This window comes from Paraburkholderia sp. GAS32 (assembly GCF_050434225.1).
Taxonomy (GTDB): domain Bacteria; phylum Pseudomonadota; class Gammaproteobacteria; order Burkholderiales; family Burkholderiaceae; genus Paraburkholderia; species Paraburkholderia madseniana.
In genome coordinates this window covers 22,992-43,966 of sequence record NZ_JBNPVS010000057.1, presented here as the reverse complement: position 1 = coordinate 43,966, position 20,975 = coordinate 22,992, and the positions used below count along the sequence as shown (strand labels likewise).

17 protein-coding genes are annotated in these 20,975 nt (G+C 61.4%); 4 read left to right on the top strand and 13 right to left on the bottom strand.

The window, feature by feature from the left end; all coding sequences use genetic code 11:
* The first annotated feature begins 76 nt into the window (after positions 1–76).
* Positions 77–802 (top strand): GntR family transcriptional regulator, encoded by a 726-nt coding sequence (locus tag P3T25_RS41530; RefSeq protein WP_154565047.1) that lies wholly within the window; start codon positions 77–79, stop codon positions 800–802.
* Positions 803–1,214: 412 nt separating this feature from the next.
* Positions 1,215–2,801 (top strand): Na+/H+ antiporter, encoded by a 1,587-nt coding sequence (locus P3T25_RS41525; RefSeq protein WP_429363017.1) that lies wholly within the window; start codon positions 1,215–1,217, stop codon positions 2,799–2,801.
* 54 nt (positions 2,802–2,855) lie between these two features.
* Here P3T25_RS41525 and P3T25_RS41520 read toward each other — a convergent pair whose 3' ends face one another.
* Both P3T25_RS41520 and P3T25_RS41515 read right to left on the bottom strand, forming a co-directional pair.
* Complete coding sequence (locus P3T25_RS41520; RefSeq protein ID WP_429363015.1) at positions 2,856–3,149, bottom strand: hypothetical protein; 294 nt, start codon at positions 3,147–3,149, stop codon at positions 2,856–2,858.
* A 266-nt stretch (positions 3,150–3,415) separates the two neighbouring features.
* The gene (locus tag P3T25_RS41515; protein WP_154565053.1) at positions 3,416–4,054 is read right to left on the bottom strand and encodes an HD domain-containing protein; all 639 of its coding nucleotides are present in this window, start codon (positions 4,052–4,054) and stop codon (positions 3,416–3,418) included.
* Between the two features lie 252 nt (positions 4,055–4,306).
* Here P3T25_RS41515 and P3T25_RS41510 point away from each other — a divergent pair, with 252 nt between their 5' ends.
* Together P3T25_RS41510 and P3T25_RS41505 are read left to right on the top strand one after the other, a co-directional pair.
* A complete protein-coding gene (locus P3T25_RS41510) occupies positions 4,307–5,269 on the top strand; it encodes a GlxA family transcriptional regulator (RefSeq protein ID WP_429363012.1) in 963 nt (320 codons plus the stop codon).
* Positions 5,270–5,415: 146 nt separating this feature from the next.
* Positions 5,416–6,174 (top strand): SDR family oxidoreductase, encoded by a 759-nt coding sequence (locus P3T25_RS41505; protein WP_429363010.1) that lies wholly within the window; start codon positions 5,416–5,418, stop codon positions 6,172–6,174.
* Between the two features lie 66 nt (positions 6,175–6,240).
* Here the strand turns inward: P3T25_RS41505 and P3T25_RS41500 are convergent, their stop codons facing one another.
* The 11 genes from P3T25_RS41500 to P3T25_RS41450 form a co-directional block, all read right to left on the bottom strand.
* Complete coding sequence (locus P3T25_RS41500) at positions 6,241–6,987, bottom strand: winged helix-turn-helix domain-containing protein (protein ID WP_154565057.1); 747 nt, start codon at positions 6,985–6,987, stop codon at positions 6,241–6,243.
* Positions 6,988–7,809: 822 nt separating this feature from the next.
* Positions 7,810–8,658: a class II glutamine amidotransferase gene (locus P3T25_RS41495; protein ID WP_429363008.1), complete on the bottom strand. Its 849-nt coding sequence runs from the start codon at positions 8,656–8,658 to the stop codon at positions 7,810–7,812.
* Between the two features lie 118 nt (positions 8,659–8,776).
* Positions 8,777–9,142, bottom strand: a complete 366-nt coding sequence (locus P3T25_RS41490; RefSeq protein WP_028196001.1) for a response regulator — start codon at positions 9,140–9,142, stop codon at positions 8,777–8,779.
* 21 nt (positions 9,143–9,163) lie between these two features.
* Positions 9,164–10,135: a chemotaxis protein CheX gene (locus P3T25_RS41485; protein ID WP_429363006.1), complete on the bottom strand. Its 972-nt coding sequence runs from the start codon at positions 10,133–10,135 to the stop codon at positions 9,164–9,166.
* 51 nt (positions 10,136–10,186) lie between these two features.
* A complete protein-coding gene (locus tag P3T25_RS41480) occupies positions 10,187–10,726 on the bottom strand; it encodes a hypothetical protein (protein WP_429363004.1) in 540 nt (179 codons plus the stop codon).
* Positions 10,723–11,457, bottom strand: coding sequence for a methyl-accepting chemotaxis protein (locus P3T25_RS41475; protein ID WP_168435887.1), 735 nt, complete (start codon positions 11,455–11,457; stop codon positions 10,723–10,725). The genes P3T25_RS41480 and P3T25_RS41475 overlap by 4 nt, the downstream gene beginning before the upstream one ends.
* Before the next feature lie 55 nt (positions 11,458–11,512).
* The gene (locus P3T25_RS41470) at positions 11,513–13,903 is read right to left on the bottom strand and encodes a HAMP domain-containing protein (protein ID WP_429363002.1); all 2,391 of its coding nucleotides are present in this window, start codon (positions 13,901–13,903) and stop codon (positions 11,513–11,515) included.
* A 322-nt stretch (positions 13,904–14,225) separates the two neighbouring features.
* Positions 14,226–14,921: a DNA alkylation repair protein gene (locus P3T25_RS41465; RefSeq protein WP_171926609.1), complete on the bottom strand. Its 696-nt coding sequence runs from the start codon at positions 14,919–14,921 to the stop codon at positions 14,226–14,228.
* A gap of 150 nt (positions 14,922–15,071) precedes the next feature.
* Positions 15,072–16,505, bottom strand: coding sequence for an efflux transporter outer membrane subunit (locus P3T25_RS41460; RefSeq protein WP_429363041.1), 1,434 nt, complete (start codon positions 16,503–16,505; stop codon positions 15,072–15,074).
* Positions 16,505–19,699, bottom strand: coding sequence for an efflux RND transporter permease subunit (locus P3T25_RS41455; protein WP_429363000.1), 3,195 nt, complete (start codon positions 19,697–19,699; stop codon positions 16,505–16,507). Before P3T25_RS41455 ends, P3T25_RS41460 begins: the two co-directional genes overlap by 1 nt.
* A gap of 12 nt (positions 19,700–19,711) precedes the next feature.
* Entirely contained in the window at positions 19,712–20,929 is a 1,218-nt protein-coding gene (locus P3T25_RS41450) for an efflux RND transporter periplasmic adaptor subunit (RefSeq protein WP_429362998.1), read from the bottom strand.
* Positions 20,930–20,975 lie beyond the last annotated feature (46 nt).

The window sequence follows — 20,975 nt, the reverse complement described above, 5'->3', positions numbered from 1 at the left end:
AGTGTTTACCCGCGCTATTAACTAATCTTTTGGCTTCCGATAAAATCCCATGTGACACGATGTTGAGGGCTTTTGTATGCAAAATTCGGATTTCGATGCGGGTGTGACCGCTTCTCCGCTGATGCCGAAGGTTGAGCGTCAGCGTTTGCACGACACGGTGGTGGAGCACATTCGCCGCTTTATCGTCGAGGGGGTGCTCGAGCCGGGCAAGAAACTGAACGAGCGCGAGTTGTGCGAGACGCTTGGGATTTCGCGCACGCCGTTGCGGGAGGCGCTGAAGGTGCTGGCTGCGGAAGGGCTGATCGAGATTTCGCCGAATCGCGGCGCGTCTGTGTCGAAGATGTCGGAAGCGGAGTTGCGCGAGACCTTCGAATTGATGAGTGGTCTCGAAGCTTTTTCCGGCGAACTCGCGGCGGAGCGGATGACGGCTGCGGAGCTTGCCGAGATCAAGGCGTTGCATTACGCGATGCTGGCTTGCCGGACGCAGAACGATCTGGCCGGGTACTACAGCCGCAACCAGGCGATTCACGACAAGATCAATGAAGCGGCGAGGAATTCAGCACTGCGGCAGACTTACGTCGCCGTTAATCGACGCTTGCAAGCGTTGCGGTTCCGGTCGAATTTTCAGATCCCCAAGTGGGATAGCGCGATTCATGATCACGATGAGATGTTGAAGGCGCTCGAGGCACGGGATGGGAAGAAGTTGAGCGCGATTCTTCGCCAGCACTTGCTCGATAAGCGGGATGCGGTTTTGCAGGTGCAATCGCGGGAAGACGTGGCGGCTTCGATGTTGAAGGCTTAAGGCGTTTCTTTCGCGTTTTCTCGTTTGCCTTTGGCGAAGGCGTGCGTTGATCGCAGGCGCCAAAGGCGAAAAACTTGTCCACGTAAAATGTTGGCAAGCCTGTGGACAAGCTTCTGACATTCCAGCCAAGTCGTTGAAGCGGCAGACATATCGCCTTGCGGTTCATGCGTAAGCATCACACGGTGCTCGACCGTCAGCATGACCCAAAAACTAGAGCGGCCGGTGCGAAGCCTTAAGCACGGCAGCCCAACTCCTAGTTGTCCACATAATTTGTTCACAAGGCTGTGGACAACTTGCGCACAGGCCAGCCAAGTGCTTGATGCCGCACCCGTATCTCCCGTCGGCTCAGCCGCAGGCAATGACCTTGCTCTGTGATAAAAAGTAATCCCCAGCCACCCGCCGAGGCTCCCGCATGTCCTCCGTCATGGGCTTCAAACTCGTCCTGCTGTCGCTCGGCGCGATGATCGGTCTCCAACTGCTCGCCAAGCGGCTACGACTCCCACCGGCCGCGGCGCTCCTGGTCGGCGGCGCCGCGATGGCCTTCGTGCCTGGACTCCCTCGCATCAACCTCGATCCCGAACTGGTTCTGGTCGTGTTCCTGCCGCCGCTCCTCATGGACGGCGCCTACTTCTCCGTATGGGACGAATTCAAGCGCAATTTTGGCGGCATCCTGCTGCTCGCGATCGGCGCCGTCGCCTTCACGACCCTCGCGGTCGGTATGGTCGTGCATTGGGTCGTGCCGTCCCTACCGTGGAGCGCGTGCTTCGCGCTGGGCGCGATCGTCTCGCCGCCTGACGCCATCGCCGCGAAGGCCGTACTGGAACGCGTCGCGCTGCCGCGCCGGTTGATGGTGCTCCTCGAAGGCGAAAGCCTGCTTAACGACGCCGCCGGCATCGTGCTGTTCCGCTTCGCCGTCGCGGCCGCGCTGACCGGCACGTTCAACGCTCAACACGCGGTCGAGCGGTTTGCGGTGCTCGGCCTGGGTGGCGTGGCGGTCGGCATCGCAATCGGCTTCGTGGTCGTCAGGCTTCTGCGCTACCTCGACGACGTCTACCTCATCATCACCGCATCCGCGCTCTCCCCGTGGATCAGCTACATCGCTGGCGACATGCTGGACGTCTCGGGCGTCATCGCGACCGTCAGTTGCGGGATGGTGCTCGGCTGGCATCAGCATGAAGTTTTCTCTGCCTCGGTGCGCATGCGCGGTACGGCTTTCTGGCAAGTCCTGATCTTCCTGATGGAAGCGCTCGTGTTCCTTTTGATCGGGCTGTCGCTGCGCGGCGTGATCGTGCGGCTGGGTGGCGTCGGCGACGCGTTGACCGCGTTTGCACCCGCAGTCGGCGCAGTGATCGCGGCCGTCGTGCTGTCGCGCTTCGTGTGGGTCTTTGCCGTCGAATGGTTGAAGGGACTCGTGTGCAAGGTGACGCGGCGCGCAAACATTGCACTCGACTGGCGTTCGTCGACGGTGACGAGTTGGGCCGGTATGCGTGGCGTGGTGACGCTGGCGATCGCGCTCTCGTTGCCCGAGGCGATGCCGGGACGCGATCTGATTCTGGTCGCGTCGTTCGCGGTGATTCTCGTGACCGTGCTTGGACAGGGGACCACGATCGGCGCGTTGATTCGCTGGGTCAATCTGGATAGCGTGAAGGAACGCAACGAGCAGCATTTGACCGAGCCTCAGGCGTGGGCGAGGCTCGAAGCGGCACAATTCGCCGCGATCCAACCTCTCGTGCACGACGCCGAGGGACAAGTGATTCATCCGCGCCTGCTGGAGCAATATAGCTATCGAGCGCAGATGACGGACACCTACCAGGACGTGACCGAATATCCCACCGATGTTCGCGCCGCGCATTACGACGTTGTGCTCGCCGCCGTGGCGGCCGGTCGCAGCGAGTTGTTGCGGATGCATCGGTCGGGCTTGATTCACGATGAACTGCTAACCGAACTGGAGCGGGATCTCGATTTGCAGGAGATCGCCGCGTTGCATGGGAGGGGGTGACCGGGCCGCGTCAGACGTGAGTCCACACGCGAACCGGTCGAACCGCAGTGAGCGTCAATGGCCTTTGAAGATATCTAGCAGTTGATTTTGCATCTGCATCATCTCGTGCGCGTGCTTCATCTCCATCTGCACCATCGTGTCGTGATACTCCATGTCCATCTGCATCATTTTTTGCTGGATGCCGATGGCCTGAGCGCGCTGTTCAGGGCTCAGCTTGTCCATCATCATGCTGTACTCGGGCGGCATCAGGTAGGTGCCGGCGCGTCCTATTCCCTGTGCTTGCACAGACCCCGCTACAAGCGCGAGCGGCAGCAATCCGCACATCAGGATGGCTTGGATCGATTTCATTTCATCTCCAGTCTTACGTGAGCAGCCCGGCTTCAACAAGGGCTGCATAAGCGACGTTCAGGTGCTCAGACTGGCTTGCCGCGGTGGAGCAGTTGCACATGCCTGGTCTGAGGATGCAACACCCGGGGCTGACCGCTGCACACGATCGACCGGGTGTTTCATGGGTTTAGTCGCGAACGCTGACTGGAAATGACATGCTGGATGAAAATTGTGCCGATGATATTTCTTCTGCGCGGCTGTCATTTTCGCCGCGGCACGCCGACTAATTAATCCTTCCAGGACGACCCCAGAATCATCGTGCAGAAATTCTCGCGATGATAATGCGGGTCCTTCAGCGCCAGCACATCCGCCTTCACGTTACCGAAGGTCGTCTCCGGCTTGTGGATCGTGCCGTGCGCGAATGCGTCGATGATGCCTTCCTTGAAATGCGCGCCGCGCGGGTGGGCGTGGATCACTTCATGGCGTTGGTGTTCGGTGAATTCGTCATAGGCGAGGCCCAGCACGTCCATCTCCACACCTGCGGTAACCAGCGCGACGACCGGCTTCATGTATTGCGGAATCCCAGGCGTGGTGTGCAGCGCAATCGAGTTCCACACCTGCTCGATATCGTCTTCGCCGATGCCGTGACGCTTCAGAAAATCACGCGCCGCGTTCGCGCCGTCCACCTCGAAGCGATCATGCTCGCTGCTATACGGCGCGACGAGCCCCATGTCATGAAACATCGCGCCGATGTACAGCAGCTCGGGGTCGTACTTGAGTTGCTTGCGCGCGCCGGCCAGCGAGCCGAACAGGAACACGCGCCGCGAATGGTGGAAGAGCAATTCGGTTTCGGTATCGCGCACGAGCTGCGTGGCTTCGCGCGCCATCATGCTGTCGGGAATCTGGATGCCTGCGATCGTGGTCATGTGAAGTACTCCATGAAAGACTTGAGTGAACCCGACGCGCGATCTTTGTGAGTCGACAGCGCGTTTGGTATGCTGGTCCGCGACGCTTTTTCTGGCTGCTTATTTGACCCGTCGAGCAGCGCGTCCGATGAAGCTCAGTATTGGTCAGCGCGCTGTCGCGGGCAATCGTCGCGGACCGTTGAACACTGCCAAACGCACCGCGTTGACTGCCGCGGGCAGCGGATTCCCGTCCATCGTCAAAGGAGTCATTCGATGCCTACCGTCGCGATCGCGATCTTTCCCGGCGTGCAGGCACTCGACGTCGCCGGTCCGGTCGATGTGTTCTCCGAAGCCAATCGCTTCATCGCGCCGCAGGATCGCTATGAGATCACGCTGCTCAGCGCGGAACCGGGTCCACTGCGTGCCTCCAACGGCATGACGCTCGTCGCCGATGCCACGTTCGACCAGTCACGCGGACCATTTGACCTTGCGTTGGTTGCCGGCGGTCCTGCGCTGCCCGGCGATACCGCGCCCGACACGCGTTTGCTGGAATGGTTGTCGCAAGCCGCCACGCAGTGCGAGCGTTTCGGCTCGATCTGCACTGGCGCGTTCGCACTCGGCCACGCGGGGTTGCTCGACGCACGCAACGTCACGACGCACTGGCAGCACGCGGCGCAACTCGCCGAACAGTTTCCGCGAGCCCATGTCGATTTCGACCGGATCTATCTGCGCGACGGCAACCTGGTCACGTCAGCGGGCGTCACAGCGGGCATCGATCTATCGCTTGCGCTGGTCGCCGAACATCATGGGCCGCATACGGCGCTCGCCGTCGCCAAACGGCTGGTGGTGTTTGCACAGCGGCAAGGCGGTCAATCGCAGTTCAGCCCGTACCTGACCGCACCCGCGGACGACACCTCGCCGGTCGCCAAAGTGCAGGCGCACGTCATGGAACGGATTCGCGAGAGCTTTACGGTCAAACAACTCGCGGACGTCGCCGGAATGAGCGCGCGGAATTTCGCCCGTGTGTTCGTGCAGGAAACCAGGGTGACGCCCCATGAATTCGTCGAACGTGCTCGCGTGGATGCGGCGCGCAAGTTGCTCGAAAGCAGCGATGCCGCGCTCAAGGCGATTGCCTATGACTGCGGCTTCGGCACCGCAGACCGGATGCGCATCGTCTTCACGAAACGAATCGGCGTCACGCCGATGCAATATCGCGAGCGCTTTCGCTCTGCCTGAGGGAAACAGGATGGTGACACGAGCATGAGCCAGGAGAGCAGCTAGCGCAACGCCAGAACGCAGCGTGAACACCGGCGCCGCTGCAAGCATCAGACATAGCGTGAGAAAATGACGGCCTTCCCAAGCGAACGATCACAAGGAACGACATGTCTCCCTCTTCTCCGATCCGTGCGATCGTTACCGGTCACAATCGCGGCCTCGGCGCATCCCTGGCTGAACAACTGCTGACGCGCGGCGTCGCGGTACTGGGTTTGTCCCGCTCGCGTCACGCCACGCTCAAAGAGCGTTTCCCTGCACTGCTCGACGAAATCGAGCTTGAACTTGCGGATCCCACGCGCGTCGCGCAGTGGGTCGCGACCGATGCACTACGCAGCTTCGTCAGCGGCGCGCAGAGCGTACTGTTGATCAACAACGCAGGCATGGTCCAGCCGATCGGTCCGATCGAAGGCCAGAACGCCGCCGACATCGCGACCGCCGTGAGCCTGAACGTGGCCACGCCGCTGATGCTGGCGAGCGCACTCGCCGCAGCGAGCGTCGACGCGACCGACCGGCGCATCATGCATATTTCCAGCGGCGCGGCGCGCAATGCGTATCCCGGCTGGAGCATCTACTGTGCGACCAAGGCCGCGCTCGATCACCACGCACGCGCCGTTGCACTCGACGCGAATCGTGCGCTGCGTATCTGCAGCCTGGCGCCGGGCGTCATCGATACGAATATGCAGGCGGAAATTCGCAGCAGCGGCGAGGAACAGTTTCCGATGCGCGAAAAATTCGAAGACCTCAAGCGCAACGGTCATCTTTCGACGCCCGAACAATGCGCCACCCAGTTGCTCGACTACGCCTTCAGCGATGCATTCGGGCAAACGCCGGTGGCCGACATTCGCGAGGTCGCGAAGCAGGCCTGATACGCGAGCTTCGCGCTCCCGTAAAACCTCACCTTTCCGCTGACCTTTCGGCCAAGAGGCCGAACCTCACACGCCGGGCGCAACCATCGCGCCGCGCTCGGCTGCTCCAATCTCGCCGTGCGGCACGAACACATAGCCGCGTCCCCACACCGTCTGCACATAGCGCGGCTCGGAAGGATCGATCTCGATCAGACGCCGCAGCCGCCAGATCGATACATCGAGACTCCGCCCTTGATGCAGCACGCTATTGCCGCGCAATTTCTCGTTGAGTTGCACGCGCGTGAGCACAGTCATTGCGTGATTGACGAAGATTTTCAGCAAAGCGAACTCGGAGCTGCGCAGCGCGAAATGCTCGTTGTCGCGGCGCAATTCGCGTGCGGAGAAGTTCAGCTCGCAACGCCCGAAGCGGTACGGCGGTCGCGTTTCCGGCGCGCCTGGCGCGAGCGCGCCACGCCTGCGCAGCAGCACGCGGATACGGGCGAGCAATTCGGCAGGGTCGGCGGGCTTGCTCATGAAATCGTCGGCGCCGAGTTCGAGACCGATCACGCGATCGATCGCCTTGCTGCTCGCCGACAGCAAAATCACCGGCACGTCGTTGCCGCTCATGCGCAAGTCGCGCAATACGGCAAGGCCGTCGCCGTGCGGCGCTGAAACGTCGAGCACCAGCAACGCCGGCCGTTCCGTCTCGACCACGTGCTTCAGCCCGGCGCAATGCGGACGTGCGGACACACCGCAGCCCTGCCCGCGTAAAGATTCGCCCACTACGGCCGTTAAGCCGGCATCGGCGCCAACAAAGAGAATGTGCTGACTCATCCAACTGATTCCAGGAGACGATCGGTTTTCAGAGACAGGCGATGGCTTGCAGGAATAGCAAATCCGCTGACCGCTTGTCGTCCGCGTCGCCATCTTCCCTGTATGCCGCTGTTCTCAAAACGCGGAACAGCCCCCAAGGTTGGCAATTTCTTCCCAACTCTTTCAACGCTGAACGTGATATGGGAAGGCTCGCAAAGTCACCCTGCGATGCGCCCATCAACTCCCGAAAAATCTCACCTTTGGTGCGTAGCGAGCGGGGCGGGGCGTGAAGTGCACATCGGAGCGCTCCCGAAAACGCTCACCTTTCGAGCTTGGGGGCAGGCCGCAAAGGCATGCTGGGCGGGCCACCGATGGTTCCTAACCGGCTACTCCCGCAAACCCTCACCTTTGGAAGGGGTCGAGTAATCTGCATACCCAGGTAAGAGGCAGTGTGTGTCAGGCGCTCGCGTTCCGCACCGGTGGCGGATCTGCTCAGCAAATGCTTGCGCGTGTCTCGGCAGAATTGTCGGAAGGTGAGGAGGAGTGATACGGTGCGGCTCACGTGTGCGCTGAGGCATCACGCTCCCGAATATGCTCACCTTTGAGCTTTGTGAAGACATTCGGAACGCCGGCCGCCATCAAGGCAACCGGCTCATTCAATCAGGCAATCAGTACTTTTGACGAATCCCCACCACCGCCACTTCCTGGCTGTTGGTCCCTGAATTCACGCCATAATCGCCGATCGACGCCGGGGCGCTCACCACCTTGCCGCTAACAAATTCTTCGATGAATATGAAAGTGCCGCTAGCGCGGGCGCCTCTAAGGCCACGCGTCGGCGCGAAGTCACGCCGGGATGGCGGACAGTTCGGAAGGTGCGTATTTCGCGGTCGCGAGGACTTCGGCGGGAACGGGTACATGCGCGCGCCGCAACAGTGCGCCGCTGCGGAACATCAGTAGATCGCCTGGTTCGCAGGCGGTCCAGACTTCATCGGTGAGCGGTGTGGTGGCGATCACCGCCGTGCGATCGGCCGGCGTGCCACGCTCCGCGAAATCAACTGAGAGGTCGCCATCGACGAGACGCGCGCTCGAAAACGGCCAGTGACGTATCACGTACGACAGACGTGTCGAGCAATACGAGAATTGTGCCGTGCCGTTCGAAAGCACAAAGTTGAAAATGCCATACGTGTTCAGTGCGTGAGTCGCCTGCTCGATGACGTCGAACACGGCGTCGATATCATCCGTGTCCGCATGATTGGCGAAATGCGCGTAAAGGCGATTCATGATGAAGCAGAACGCCGCTTCGCTGTCGGTCGTGCCGACCGGTGCATACGGACCTTGCTCCGGCTCACCGAGCCGTTGCAGGTCGCCGTTATGCGCGAACACCCATTGCTGGCCGTGCAACTCGCGCATGAACGGGTGGCAGTTCTCCACGCGCGCGCCGCCTTGGGTCGCCTTGCGAATATGCGCGACGACGTTGCGCGACTTGATCGGATGGCTCTTCAGGAATTCGGCCACCGGCGACTGATACGCGGGCTTTTCATCGACGAACACGCGGCACGCGCGATCTTCGTAGAACGCCACACCCCAGCCGTCCACATGATGGTCGGTGAGGCCGCCGCGTGCGGCAAAGCCCGTCAGCGAGAAACTGACGTCGGTGGGTTCGGCGCAGCTGAGGGCGAGCAGTTGGCACATGCTCGGAGACTAGCGTGTTTCAACCGCCGCCGTTATAGCGAATCATGCTTTGCAAATCACCGGCGCACGGGCTCCCGAAAACTCTCACCTTTGGCCGGCCCGCCACAGCGTGCAGCGTCTAGCTCGCCAGCTTGCGGAACGTTTCCAGCACCGCGTCGCCCTTGAACGGTTTGACGATCCAGCCTTTCACGCCCGCCGCCTTGCCGCGCTCTTTCATCGCCGGGCTGCTCTCGGTTGTCAGCATGATGACGTTGACGGTGGTGTTCGCGAGTTCGCCGCGAATCTTTTCGACCATCGTCAGGCCGTCCATATTCGGCATGTTGACGTCGCTGATCACCAGCTTGATGCCGGGGCTGGCCTTCAATTTCGCAAGGCCGTCCTTACCGTCCACCGCCGTGTCGACGTCCAGGCCGTTCTTCTTCAGAAAGCCGGCCACTTCGTCGCGCACCGTGCTCGAATCATCTACTACCAGAATTTTCGACATGTTTGTTTCCTATGACAACATTCAGAACAGATCCAGTTCGCCCGCTTCGACCATCGCACCGACGTCGTCCGTGACTTCCCTGAAGTCCTCCGGCGACCAGCTCAGGCTGAACACAAAACGTTGATGCAACTTGACCGAGCGGCTCGTCTGCGGGTCCGTCAGCGAGTACATGAAACACAGCTGCGGATTGCCGCTGCCGAACGAGATGTACTTGTGCTTGTGATTCACCAGCAGCGGCACCTGCACCTGGCTGCGCAGCCAGGCGTCCGCATCGCCGACATAGCGGTTCTTGAACGAACCCCAGATCAGATTGGTCACTTCGCCGAGCACGCCATTCAGATCGCGGAAGTTTGCTTCGCCGTCTTCCGCGTTCTCGCTCATCCGGTAACGATCGAGCAGTTCGAGAATTGGCGCCTCTTCCGCCTGCATCATCATGTAACCGCGGCACCACGCACTTTCCAGCGGAATCAGGCTGAACACCTCGCCGAAGATGATCCGGTCACGCACGATATAAGGCGTGTCGCACGTGATGCTCAGTTCCTTGAACACGTCGCCGAGAATCGCCTGCGTCATGTCGGCGATGCCGCGCACCAGCGCGTTCGGATAATCCAGGCTGAAGATGTATTCGTCGATCACCTTGCGCAAAGGCGCCATGTCGTGCGCGACGTAGGCCGCGCAGACCACACGGCGCAAGCTCTCCGGCAGACTGTCGACGCTCGGATCGTCATCGCGCCGCATGATGATCGGCAACTCGGGGCGCACGGCATTGATCCTGATTGCGATCTCGGCGCTCGCTTCGGCTGAGCCACCGTAGCCTTCAGCAAACAGAACCGCACCCAGATCGATGTTCGAGCGCAGCACCGACTGCAAGCGGTTCTTGCCGACCTTCACGCCGACCAAGTCGTGCTCGTCGCAAAAGCGCTTCAGCGCCTCTTTGTGCACGGGGCAATCGTCGAGTACCAGCACCTTGCTGACTGGCTTGTTCATATTCATTGCGCGTTCCTGCTCGCTGTGGATATTGACGTCATGGTCAACACCCAACACTCAAAACAACTCCAGCTCACCGCTGGATTCTTCGATTGCGCTCGTGTCGGCCACGAAGTCGATCGGCGCATGGGCGCACACGCATACCGTCGCGGCAAGCTGCACGGAACCGTTCAGCGTGACCGAATACGACGACAGCAAACCTGGCTTCAATGCCGGCAGATGCCCCAAACAACGCGCGCTCAATACATACGGTGTCGACATGCCGAGGTCCGGGAAATAGCGCAGCAGTTCCTGATTCATCGCGCCGCAGCACAGATTGCAGATTTCCAGAAAAGCTTCCTGAAACGGCCGCTCGTCGGCCTCTTTCAGGTAGTAGTCGCGGGTGCTGTCGTTTTCGTCGAAGTGCAGGATCAGCAGCAGTCTGAACACGATCGACGAGATGGTCAGCACGACCACCTGGGTGTCCTTCGTTGCGCCCACACCGGCCTCGGCAAGCGGCACGATCTCACACGTATCGCCGGAATCCCGCGGCAGGCGCGCCTCTGCCGCCTTGCGGAAAATGCGTTCGAAGCTGTCCTTCGCCTGGCTCGTGATCACGCCGGCACCTGGTGCAGCTTCGAGTGGAACTGATTGGCGAGCGATTCGACGCTGGAGAGCGACGCCGCGATCATCTTGCCGCCTGCCTGGATGTCCTGAAACGTGGAGGTGGTGGTTAGATCGTTACGGTGCAGGCTGTCGCGATAGCTCTTCGACAATTCCTCAGAACGCGCGGCGAGCGCCCGAACTTCGCTCGCCACCACCGCGAAGCCGCGTCCGGCCGGACCCGCGCGCGCGGCCTCGATCGACGCATTCAGCGACACGATCACCACGTGCCGGACGATCGACGACAGCTCCTGATTCTTCGCGTGCATGTCGTGGTTCTGCGTCATCAGCGAGATCATCTGCTCGTGCCAACGCTCGAATGTCGCGCCGAGGCTCTTCAGACGCGCGGCTTCGCCGGCGATCTGTTGCGCCTGATGCGCCCACTGGTCTTTGTCGTCAGTCGCTGCTTTCAACGTTGCGCGCAGCTCGTCGACGCTGGCCGATTGCTGCCTCAGTTCCTCACGCAACTGTGCGGCCAATGCTTCCATCTCCTGCGCGGCCTGCTCGCGTTCGCGGATCGCTTCACCGTGGTCCGCCTGTTCCGCCGTCAGCGCTTTGATCCGGGCATCGGCTTCGGCGGAGAGCCGTGCCGTCAGCTTCGTGCTTTGCAACTTGTGCGCGACAAAGGCCAGCAGCGCGGTTACCGCGCTGCCTGCCACCGCCGCCAATACGTACTGTTGAATCACAACCTATCCTTCCGAAGTCCGTCGCGAAGCGCGTCAATCAGCGTTCGACCAACGTTCAATCCGCCATCGCGTCGAGTTGCAGTTCGCCGGCATCGCCGCGCGCCGCCACACCCAGCGTGTCGACGGCGAAGCTATCCGGCAGGCAGACGATCGTCTGGAACTGGCGGAACGAAGCGCCCTTGTGGTCGTCGGTGAAGCGCAGTTCGATGCGGCCGTTCTCGCGCTTGAGGAAGTCGCGCACCGCGTCCATGCCGACGCCACGGCCCGATACTTCCGTCACCGTTGCGGCGGTCGAGAAGCCAGGCCGGAAAATGAATTCGGCGATGGCTTCGTCGCTCAAGTGTTCGTCGCTGCCGATCCAGCCGCGCTCGACGGCAATGCCGCGAATCCGTTCGAGTGCGAGGCCGCGGCCGTCATCGCTGAGCGTGATCTGCAGCGCGCCACTGTCCACACCCACTTCGATATCGATGGTGCCGGCCGGCTTCTTGCCGTCTGCGCTGCGCGCGTCGGCGGTTTCGATACCGTGGTCCATCGAATTGCGCAGCAGATGCATGAACACGTTGTTCAAGGTGCCACCCGCCTGGCCGCGCAGACGGTAGCCGTTGTCGTCGATGCGTACGGCCGGCGCCGGCTTGCCCAGTTCCTGCGCCAACGAAGGCAGCGAGTCCAGCACGCCGGAGAGCGCATCGCGCACGCTTTCGCTGCCCAAGGCGCGCAAGGTCCGGCGCAGCGCATCGCGCATCGACTGCAATTCGTGGAGTTCGCCGGCGTTCGTCTTGTCCAGCATGCTCAGGGTCTGCTGAATCTGATCCTTCTCGACCATCACGTAGCGGCCAGCGTTGCCGGCGCTATTCGCTCCGGCCTTGCTCTTGCGGCCGAGGCTATGTTCGTTGATCTTCGCGTAGCTCTCGATCGCCTCGCGCACGCGCGTCAGCTCCTGCATCAGGTGTTCCTGATCCCACGAACGGTCCGCGTCCGGTTGGCGCAGTTCGTGATAGCTCTGCTCGGTTTCATGAACGACGTTAGTCAGGTGCGCCAGGTTGTAGGTCCGCGCATTGCCCTTGATGGTGTGCATGTTGCGGAACAGCTCGGCGATCGCCGCATGGTCCGCTTCCGAGTGCTTGCGAATGATGCGCTCGTTCTCGCTGACAAAACCCGCGGAGCTTTCAATGAAATGATGGAACTTCTCTTCGCTCACCGCGAGAATCTCGCCGATCATGTCGAGACGGCGGCGCTGTTCGCTGGCTTCCGCAGCGAGCTTGCGCAGTTCGGTGACGTCGCGCACGCACAGCATCAAGCGCCCGATAACGTCGTTTTCGTCGGTGATCGCCGACCAGCTTAGGTCGAGAATCTTCACGCGGCCATCGGGCATGCGCTTCGAAATTTCGCCGACCAGCAGATGCTGATTGAACGCGAAGTTGATGCAGTCTTCGCCAAGGCACGCATGCGCGGCAGCATCGACTTGCGAGAGCACGTCCGAGCCGAGATCGGTATCCGAGAACACCAGATCCATCAGGCCGCGCCCGGCGATGTCTTTCGTTTCGAAGATGTCTTCCAGATACGCCGAGTACTCGGAGTGGATCACGGCGCCGTCGATCACCGTCAAGATACCTTGCTGCATGTTCTGCAACATGGCCTGGATGTCGGCGGTCTTCTGCTTGAGTTGCGCCGAGCTTTCCTGGATCTTTTCGATCATGCCGTTGAAGGCAACGATCGAATGGCCGATCTCATCCAGCCGGCCCACCGGCACGCGGCGCGTGAAATCCTGGCTCGACGCGATCTCGCTCATCATGGCTTGCATGCGGCTGAGCGGGCGAGTGATCTGACGGTAGAGCAGCGTGCCGATGAAGGTCAGCAGAATGATCGCAATACCGGTCACGATGGCGATGGCCGTCGTAGTTGTAGAAAGCGTGGTGTTCAGTGCGGTGATCGCATCATCTTTCTGACGGTTCTTCTCTACGCGCAGGGTTTCGACAATGCCTTCGAGTTCGTCGCGATACTGTGCGACGTTGGCGAACAGATACGCTTGCGCGAGTTCGTTCTTGCCGTCGGCCTTCATTTTTGCCGTCTCGGCGATCGCGGAGAAGTAGTTCTCGAGACTGTCGTTAGCCTGGGAAACGAGGCCTTGCTGGGCATGGCTCGCGGCATCTTTGCCTTGCAGCGCGAGAGCCTGTTGCAACGAGGCTTTTTTCTTCTTCAGTTCGTCTTGTGCCTGAGCGACCATGTTGGCGTCCGGCGCGTAGACCAAGGTCATGGTCGCGAGCTGTACGTCTTTGACTTGCGAGACGAGGTCAGCGGAAGCCAGCGCACTGGGGACGACGCCCTCGGTCACCTTGCGCACTTCGCCTGCGCTGCCACGCGTTTGATACACGGCGTAGCCACCGATTGCCGACAAGGCGACGAACATCAAGACAACCAATAGCGTGATGCGATGACGGATAGTCATGTGAAACCCCCGGGGGTATGGCCTTCGCGTCAGCCCTCGATCGGGGCAGCGCGTTATTTGCGAAATCTGGTCGTGTGTACAGCACAGGCCATTATTCTGGCCGCATGTTACTAAGCGATGACTACGGGGTTTTTGGCCACGTCCGGAGGGTTAAATATTCTTCTAAAGTTCTTGGTTTTAAGGCCGTTAACACAGGCCTTTTTGATTTGCGCGTTGTAGTGCGCAGTGCTTTTGCAAAAGCGTACATTGCGTTGACATACGCCGTCAGGTGAACGGGTAACTGAACAGCAAATCGAGCGGCAAATGTTCTGCGCCAGGTGCGTCAGCGAATCGGCGGCAGATGCTTCGACGCCTCGCGCACGGTAAGCGGCGACATGATGTCCCGCGAAGCGGAAAGAAAGGTGCTCACCGCGTCGGGAGCATGCCACGCGTAGTCCCGCAACGCCCAACCGATGGCCTTACGGATGAAGAAGTCACTTTCCGCGGCCAGCGAACGCGCGTACCCGAACAGGCGCTCTTCGTCGGTATGCTCGCGCCAGCCGAGTTGATGAATCATCGCAATGCGCCGAACCCACAGCGAGTCATGCTGGAGTGCCGCGTCCATCGCGGCCTGCACCCCCGGCGTGTGTGCTCGCGCCGCTTTCAGCACGTCGCCGACGACACCCGCCAGCGGATCGATCGAATCCCACCAGGCGCTCCGCTGTGCGAGCTTTAATAAGTGTGCGATGTCTGCTGCCGCAAGCGTCTTCCATTTACGCGCCAACAGATCGGTCGCGACGTACTGGAATTCGCGTTCCGGCATCCACCATAGGACATTCGCACACGCCAGCAGATGATCGGTATTCTCCACCGTCAGCCGCTTGAACACCGGCAATACCGCTTGGCGCCGCAGTGGTGTCGGCACACCGATGAACTCGAAGTGGTCACGCATGTAAGCGCGCATCGCAAGCGCGCGTTGAGCGTCGGCGTGCGGCACGAGTGCCGCCTTGATTTCTTCACCGAAAGCGTCGGGCGTCATTGGGGAAATGCTCCGTGTGAATGGAAAGTAACGCGCAGGTGGCTGCGTTCGGGCGGCCTCCCGAATCTTCTCACCTTCGAATCGAAAGTGCGTCGACAGGTAGCAACATTATCACCGCACACGCTCCCGAATGTTCTCACCTATCGGCTTTTAGCTTCCCTCCCAACCGCCGCCTAATACCTTGTACAAGGTCACTAGATTGGCCTGTCGCGACAGACTATCCGACGCGAGTTGCTGTTGTGCGGTGTAGAGCGTGCGCTGCGCGTCGAGGAAAGTGAGGAAGCTGTCCGTACCCGCCTTGTAGCGCGCCTGAGCAAGTGTGTAGTACCGCTGCGATGACGTCACATAGTCGCGATCCGCCTCCACCTGATCAACGTAAGTGGCACGCGCTGTCAGCGCGTTCGCGACTTCTTTGAATGCTGTCTGAATCGTGCTCTCGTAATCGGCGACCTCGATCTGTTTCTCGATCTTGGCGACGTCGAGCGAAGCCTTGTTGCTGCCGTAATCGAAGATCGGCACCGACACGCTCGGCGCGAATGCCCAGGCACCTGTACCCGCTTTGAACAAACTTGAAAGCGTCGAACTCGACGTACCGGCCGAAGCCGTCAACTCGATCTTCGGAAAGAACGCCGCGCGCGCGGCGCCGATGTTCGCATTCGCCGCCTTCAGCGCATGCTCCGCCTGCACGATGTCGGGACGACGGGTGAGCAGCAGTGACGGCACGCCCGCACCGATGTCGGCGAACATCGACTCGTCGTCGAATTCGCAAGCGGGCGGAAGGTCGTCGGGAATCGGCGCGCCGAGCACGGCGATCAGGTTGTTGCGGTCCTGCGCGACGGCACGCCGGTAAGACGCAAGGCTCGCCTTCGAGCTCGCCAATGAGTTTTGCGCCTGCTGCACGTCGAGCATCGACGAATTGCCCAACTCCTGAATGCGCTTGGTCACGTCGTATGTCGACTGGTCCGCTTTGACCGTGTCTTCGGTGATTTGCAGGAGACGTTCGTCGGACAGCAGGGTCAGGTAGTCGGTCGCTACTGTCGCGATCAGGCTGATCTGTGTGCTCTGCCGCGACGCATCCGTCGCGAGATAGTTTTCCAGGGCCTGACGCTTGAGGCTGCGCAAGCGTCCGAAGAAGTCGATCTCCCATGACGTGGTGCCGACGCTCGCGTCGCTGGAACTGGTCGTCACGCCTGAGCCGCGCTCGCGGGTCAGGCTGCCGCTCGCGCTGATCGACGGTGCGAGCGCGGCACGCGTGATGCGATATTGCGCCTCGTACTCGGCCACGTTCAACGCGGCGACACGCAAGTCGCGGTTGTTGTCGAGCGCGATCTCGATCAGCCGTTGCAAACGCTCGTCGCGAAAGAAGCTGCGCCAGGCCATGTCGGCGCCGAGCGGCGGTGGGGTAGTGGTCGTGCCCGGCGTCGCGGTGGACGCTGCCGCGGCGCTCGTGCTCTCGTACGCCTCGCCTTTTGGATAAGCCACCGCGACGGGTGCCGCAGGTCGTTCATAGTGCGGGTCTAGCGTACACCCCGTCAGCATGGCAACGGCAAACGCCACCACGCATGCGCTCAATTTGAGTCTCATCATTCAACACCTTCCTGTTGCTTGGCATCGCCGTGTTCGCCGAACAGGCGGCGCACGACGACAAAGAACACCGGCACGAAAAAGATGGCGAGCAACGTCGCGGCGATCATGCCGCCCATCACGCCGGTGCCAATCGCATGCCGGCTCGCCGAACCGGCGCCTGTGCTGATGACCAGCGGCAGTACGCCGAACACGAAAGCGAGCGATGTCATCAGAATCGGCCGCAGACGCAGTCGCGCGGCTTCCAGCGTGGCGTCGATCAGGCTATGGCCCTGCGCTTGCAGGTCCTTGGCGAATTCGACGATCAGGATCGCGTTCTTGGTGGAGAGCCCGATGGTCGCGAGCAAGCCGACCTTGAAGTAGATATCGTCGGACAGCCCGCGAATATGCGCACCCAGTACCGCGCCGAGCACGCCGAGCGGTACGACCAGAATCACCGCGATCGGAATGGACCAGCTCTCGTACAGACCGGCCAGACAGAGGAACACCACGACCAGCGAAATCGCGTACAGGTAGATCGCCTGCGATCCGGCAAGGCGCTCCTGGTACGACTGCCCGGTCCAGTCGATGCCGAAGCCGGCGGGCAGCTTCTTCACGAGCGCGTCGACGGCGGCCATTGCCTGGCCCGTGCTGGTGTTCGCACCGGTTTGCGCGGTGATTTCCATCGCCAGCGTGCGGTTGAAGCGTTCGATCTGCGGCGGCCCGAAGGTCCATTTGCCGGTAGAGAACGCGGAGAACGGGACCATCTGGCCGTCGTAGCCTGCGGTGGTCGTACTGCTCGTACTGGTAGTCGAGGTGCTGCTTGAAGTACTCGAACTGCTGGTCGTGCTGGACTTCACATACCATCGTCCAATATCGGACGGCATCATCCGGTAAGGCGCGTCGGCCTGCACATAGACCTTCTGGATGCGTCCCGTATCGACGTAGTTGTTCACGTAAGTCGAGCCGAACGCCGTCTGCAACGTGTCGTTCACATCAGCGATTGAAAGTCCGAGCGCACTCGCCTTCTCGCGATCGATATCGACATGGAACTGCGGCGTATCGTCGAGGCCACCGGGACGCATGCCGGCTAGCGCGCTGTCCTGCGCGGCGAGCGCGATCAATTGCTGGCGCGCGGCCATCAGCTTGTCATGACCCTGCCCGGCGCGATCTTCCAGTTCGAAGTCGAGACCGCTCTGCGTGCCGAGTTCCTGAATGGCCGGCGGATTGAGCGCGAAAATCTGCGCGTCGTGCGAGGCGGCGAAGTGCATGTTGGCGCGCTGGATGATCGCCGCCGCGGAAGCGTCGCTGCCGCGCCGCGTGCTCCAGTCCTTGAGCCTGACAAACGCCAGGCCGTTGTTCTGCCCCGAGCCGTTGAAGCTGAAGCCGGTCAGCGCGATGATCTTGTCCACCTGCGGAAGACCGAGGTAATACGCCTCGACCTGTTTCACGACTTCCAGCGTCTGCGCGGCAGGTGTGCCGGCGGGCGCGGAAATCGACGTGATGATGAACCCCTGATCCTCGTCCGGCAGATAGGACGACGGCAGCTTCATGAAGAGCAGCGCAACCACGCCTCCAATCAGCAGGTAGATCACCATATAGCGCATCGGCTTGCCGATCACACGCGCAACCGTCGAGTCGTAACGATCGGTTCCACGAGTCAGCACACGGTTGAACCAGCCGAGCACGCCGCGCTTCGTGTGGTGCTCGACGTCCGCGCGCCGCAGCATGGTCGCGCACAGCGCCGGTGTCAGCGTCAATGCGAGGAACACGGAGAGCAGCATCGCCGCGACGATCGTGATCGAGAACTGCCGGTAGATCGCGCCCGTGGACCCCGAGAAAAACGCCATTGGAATGAACACGGCGATCAGCACGGTCGTAATGCCGACCAGTGCGCTGGTGATCTGCTTCATCGCCTTGCGCGTGGCTTCGATCGGCGATAGACCCTCTTCCGCGATCAGCCGCTCGACGTTTTCCACGACCACGATCGCGTCGTCCACCAGCAGGCCGATAGCGAGCACGAGCCCGAACATCGACAACACGTTGATCGAAAATCCCACCGCCGACATCACCGCAAACGTGCCGAGCAACGCAACGGGCACGACAATGGTCGGAATCAACGTCGCGCGCAGGTTTTGCAGGAACACGTACATCACGACGAAGACCAGCATCACCGCTTCGATCAGCGTCTTCACCACTTCTTCGATCGAGATGCGCACGAACGGCGTAGTGTCGTACGGATAGTCGACCACCACGTTATGCGGCAATTGCCCGCTCAGTTCGTTGAGCTTGGCACGCACCGCTTTGGCTGCGCTCATCGCGTTCGCGCCGCTCGCCAGTTTGACCGCGAGCGAGGCCGCCGGCTTGCCGTTCAGACGCGATTCCGTGCTGTAGTCGTCGCCGCCGACCTCGACCCGCGCGACGTCCTTCAGCATGACCTTTGAGCCGTCGCTGTTCACGCGCAGCAGGATCGAGCCGAACTGCGCGGGCGTGGTGAGCAGGCTCGATGCCGAAATGGTCGCGTTGAGCGCCTGCGTCTTCGTGGACGGCGAGCCGCCGATCTGGCCGACCGAGAGTTGCACGTTCTGATTCGTGATCGCGGTGGTGACGTCGCCGGCAGTCAGACCGACTGCCTGCAGCTTCACCGGATCGAGCCAGATGCGCATGGCGTGCTGCGCGCCGAACAGCGTCACGTCGCCGACGCCGTCGATCTGCGTGAGCGGATCTTCGATCTGCGTTGCGATGATGTTGCCGAGATCGATGGAATTCATGCTGCCGTCAGAGGACGACAGCGACACGATCATCAGAAACGCATTGGCTGCCTTCGCAACCTGCACGCCCTGGTCCTGAACCGTCTGCGGCAGCGACGAACTGGCCTGCTCGACTTTGTTCTGTACCTGCACCTGGGCGATATCGGCATTGGTGCCCTGCTGGAACGTGAGCGTGATGGTGGCCTGTCCGGCCGAACTGCTGGTGGACGACATGTAGAGCAGATGGTCGATGCCGCTCAGTTTCTGCTCGATCACCTGCGTGACGGTGGTCGCCACGGTTTCAGCCGAGGCGCCCGGATACGTCGCCGTGATCTGCACGGAGACGGGCGCCACGCTCGGATACTGTTCGACCGGAAGCGTCCCGATGGAGGCGCCGCCGATCATCATGATAACGATGGCGATAACCCACGCGAGGATCGGTCGGTTGATAAAGAAACCTGCCATGAGTGTCTCGCTTTAGCTGTGTGCGGCCGACGTAGTGTCCGCGGTGGCGGGTGCGCCCGATATGGCGGGCGATTCGACCGGCTTCGCAATGCCGCCCGCGCGCGCTTTCTGCGAACCAGCGACGATCACGCGATCGCCCGCCTTGAGGCCGCGCGTGACGAGCCAGTTGGCGCCTGAAGCGGTGTCGGCCGTGACGGGCGTCTGCGTGACCTTGTTGTCGGCGCCGACCGTCAGCACGCTCGCCGAACCGTCGGATGCACGCGAGACTGCGAGTTGCGGCACCGTGATCGCCTGTTGGTTCACGCCCTCTTCAAGCCGTGCGCGCACGAACATGCCGGGCAGCAGCACGCCATCCGGATTCGTGAACACGCAACGCAAGGTGACCGAGCCGGTGGTGGCGTCGACGGTGATATCGGAGAACAGCAGCTTGCCTGGCTGCGTGTACGTGCTGCCGTCTTCCATCACGAGATGAACGACCGCGCCGTCCGAGCCCGCCTGTTGCAACTGGCCACTGGCGAATTCTTTCTGCAGCCGCAACCAGTCGGCGGAAGAGCGCGTGACGTCGAGATACATCTCGGTCGTCGCCTGGACCGTCGCGAGCGCGGTGGTCTGCTCCGCAGTGACGAGCGCGCCTTCAGTCACGCTCGATTTGCCGATCCGTCCCGCGATGGGCGCAACGACTTTCGTGTAGCCGAGATTGATCGCGGCAGTCTTCAATGCGGCACGGTCGGAGACCACGTCGGCCTTCGCTTCCTCCAGGGAGGCGACGGCGTCGTCGTAGTCCTGCTTGCTCACGCCTTCGATCTTCGACAGTTCGGCGTAGCGGGTGGCCTTCGTCTGCGCGGCGCTCGCTGTCGCCTCGGCTTTGGCGAGCGTGCCGACGGCCTGGTCGTAGGTTGCCTGGTAGCTGGACGGGTCAATCTGGTAGAGCACGGCGCCGGCCGCGACCTGTGAGCCTTCCGTGAAGAGGCGCTTTCTGACGATGCCTTCGACCTGCGGCCTGACTTCGGCGACGCGGATTGCCGACAGTCGCCCGGACAATTCGGTACTCGACACCACAGGGTGCGGCGCGATCGTTTGGACGCCTACTTCAGGAACGGACTGTGGTGGTCCATGGGGCGCCTGCTGGCCGCAAGCCGCCAACAAAAAAGCGGCGACGACTGCAGCAGCAAGATGTGTGAATCTCGGTACGCGCGAGGAGGGTCCGGACGCGATAGGGTTATTCGGCATGCTGTGGGCATCCTTCGACTCAATTCGACAAAGGGCCGTCTGGCAT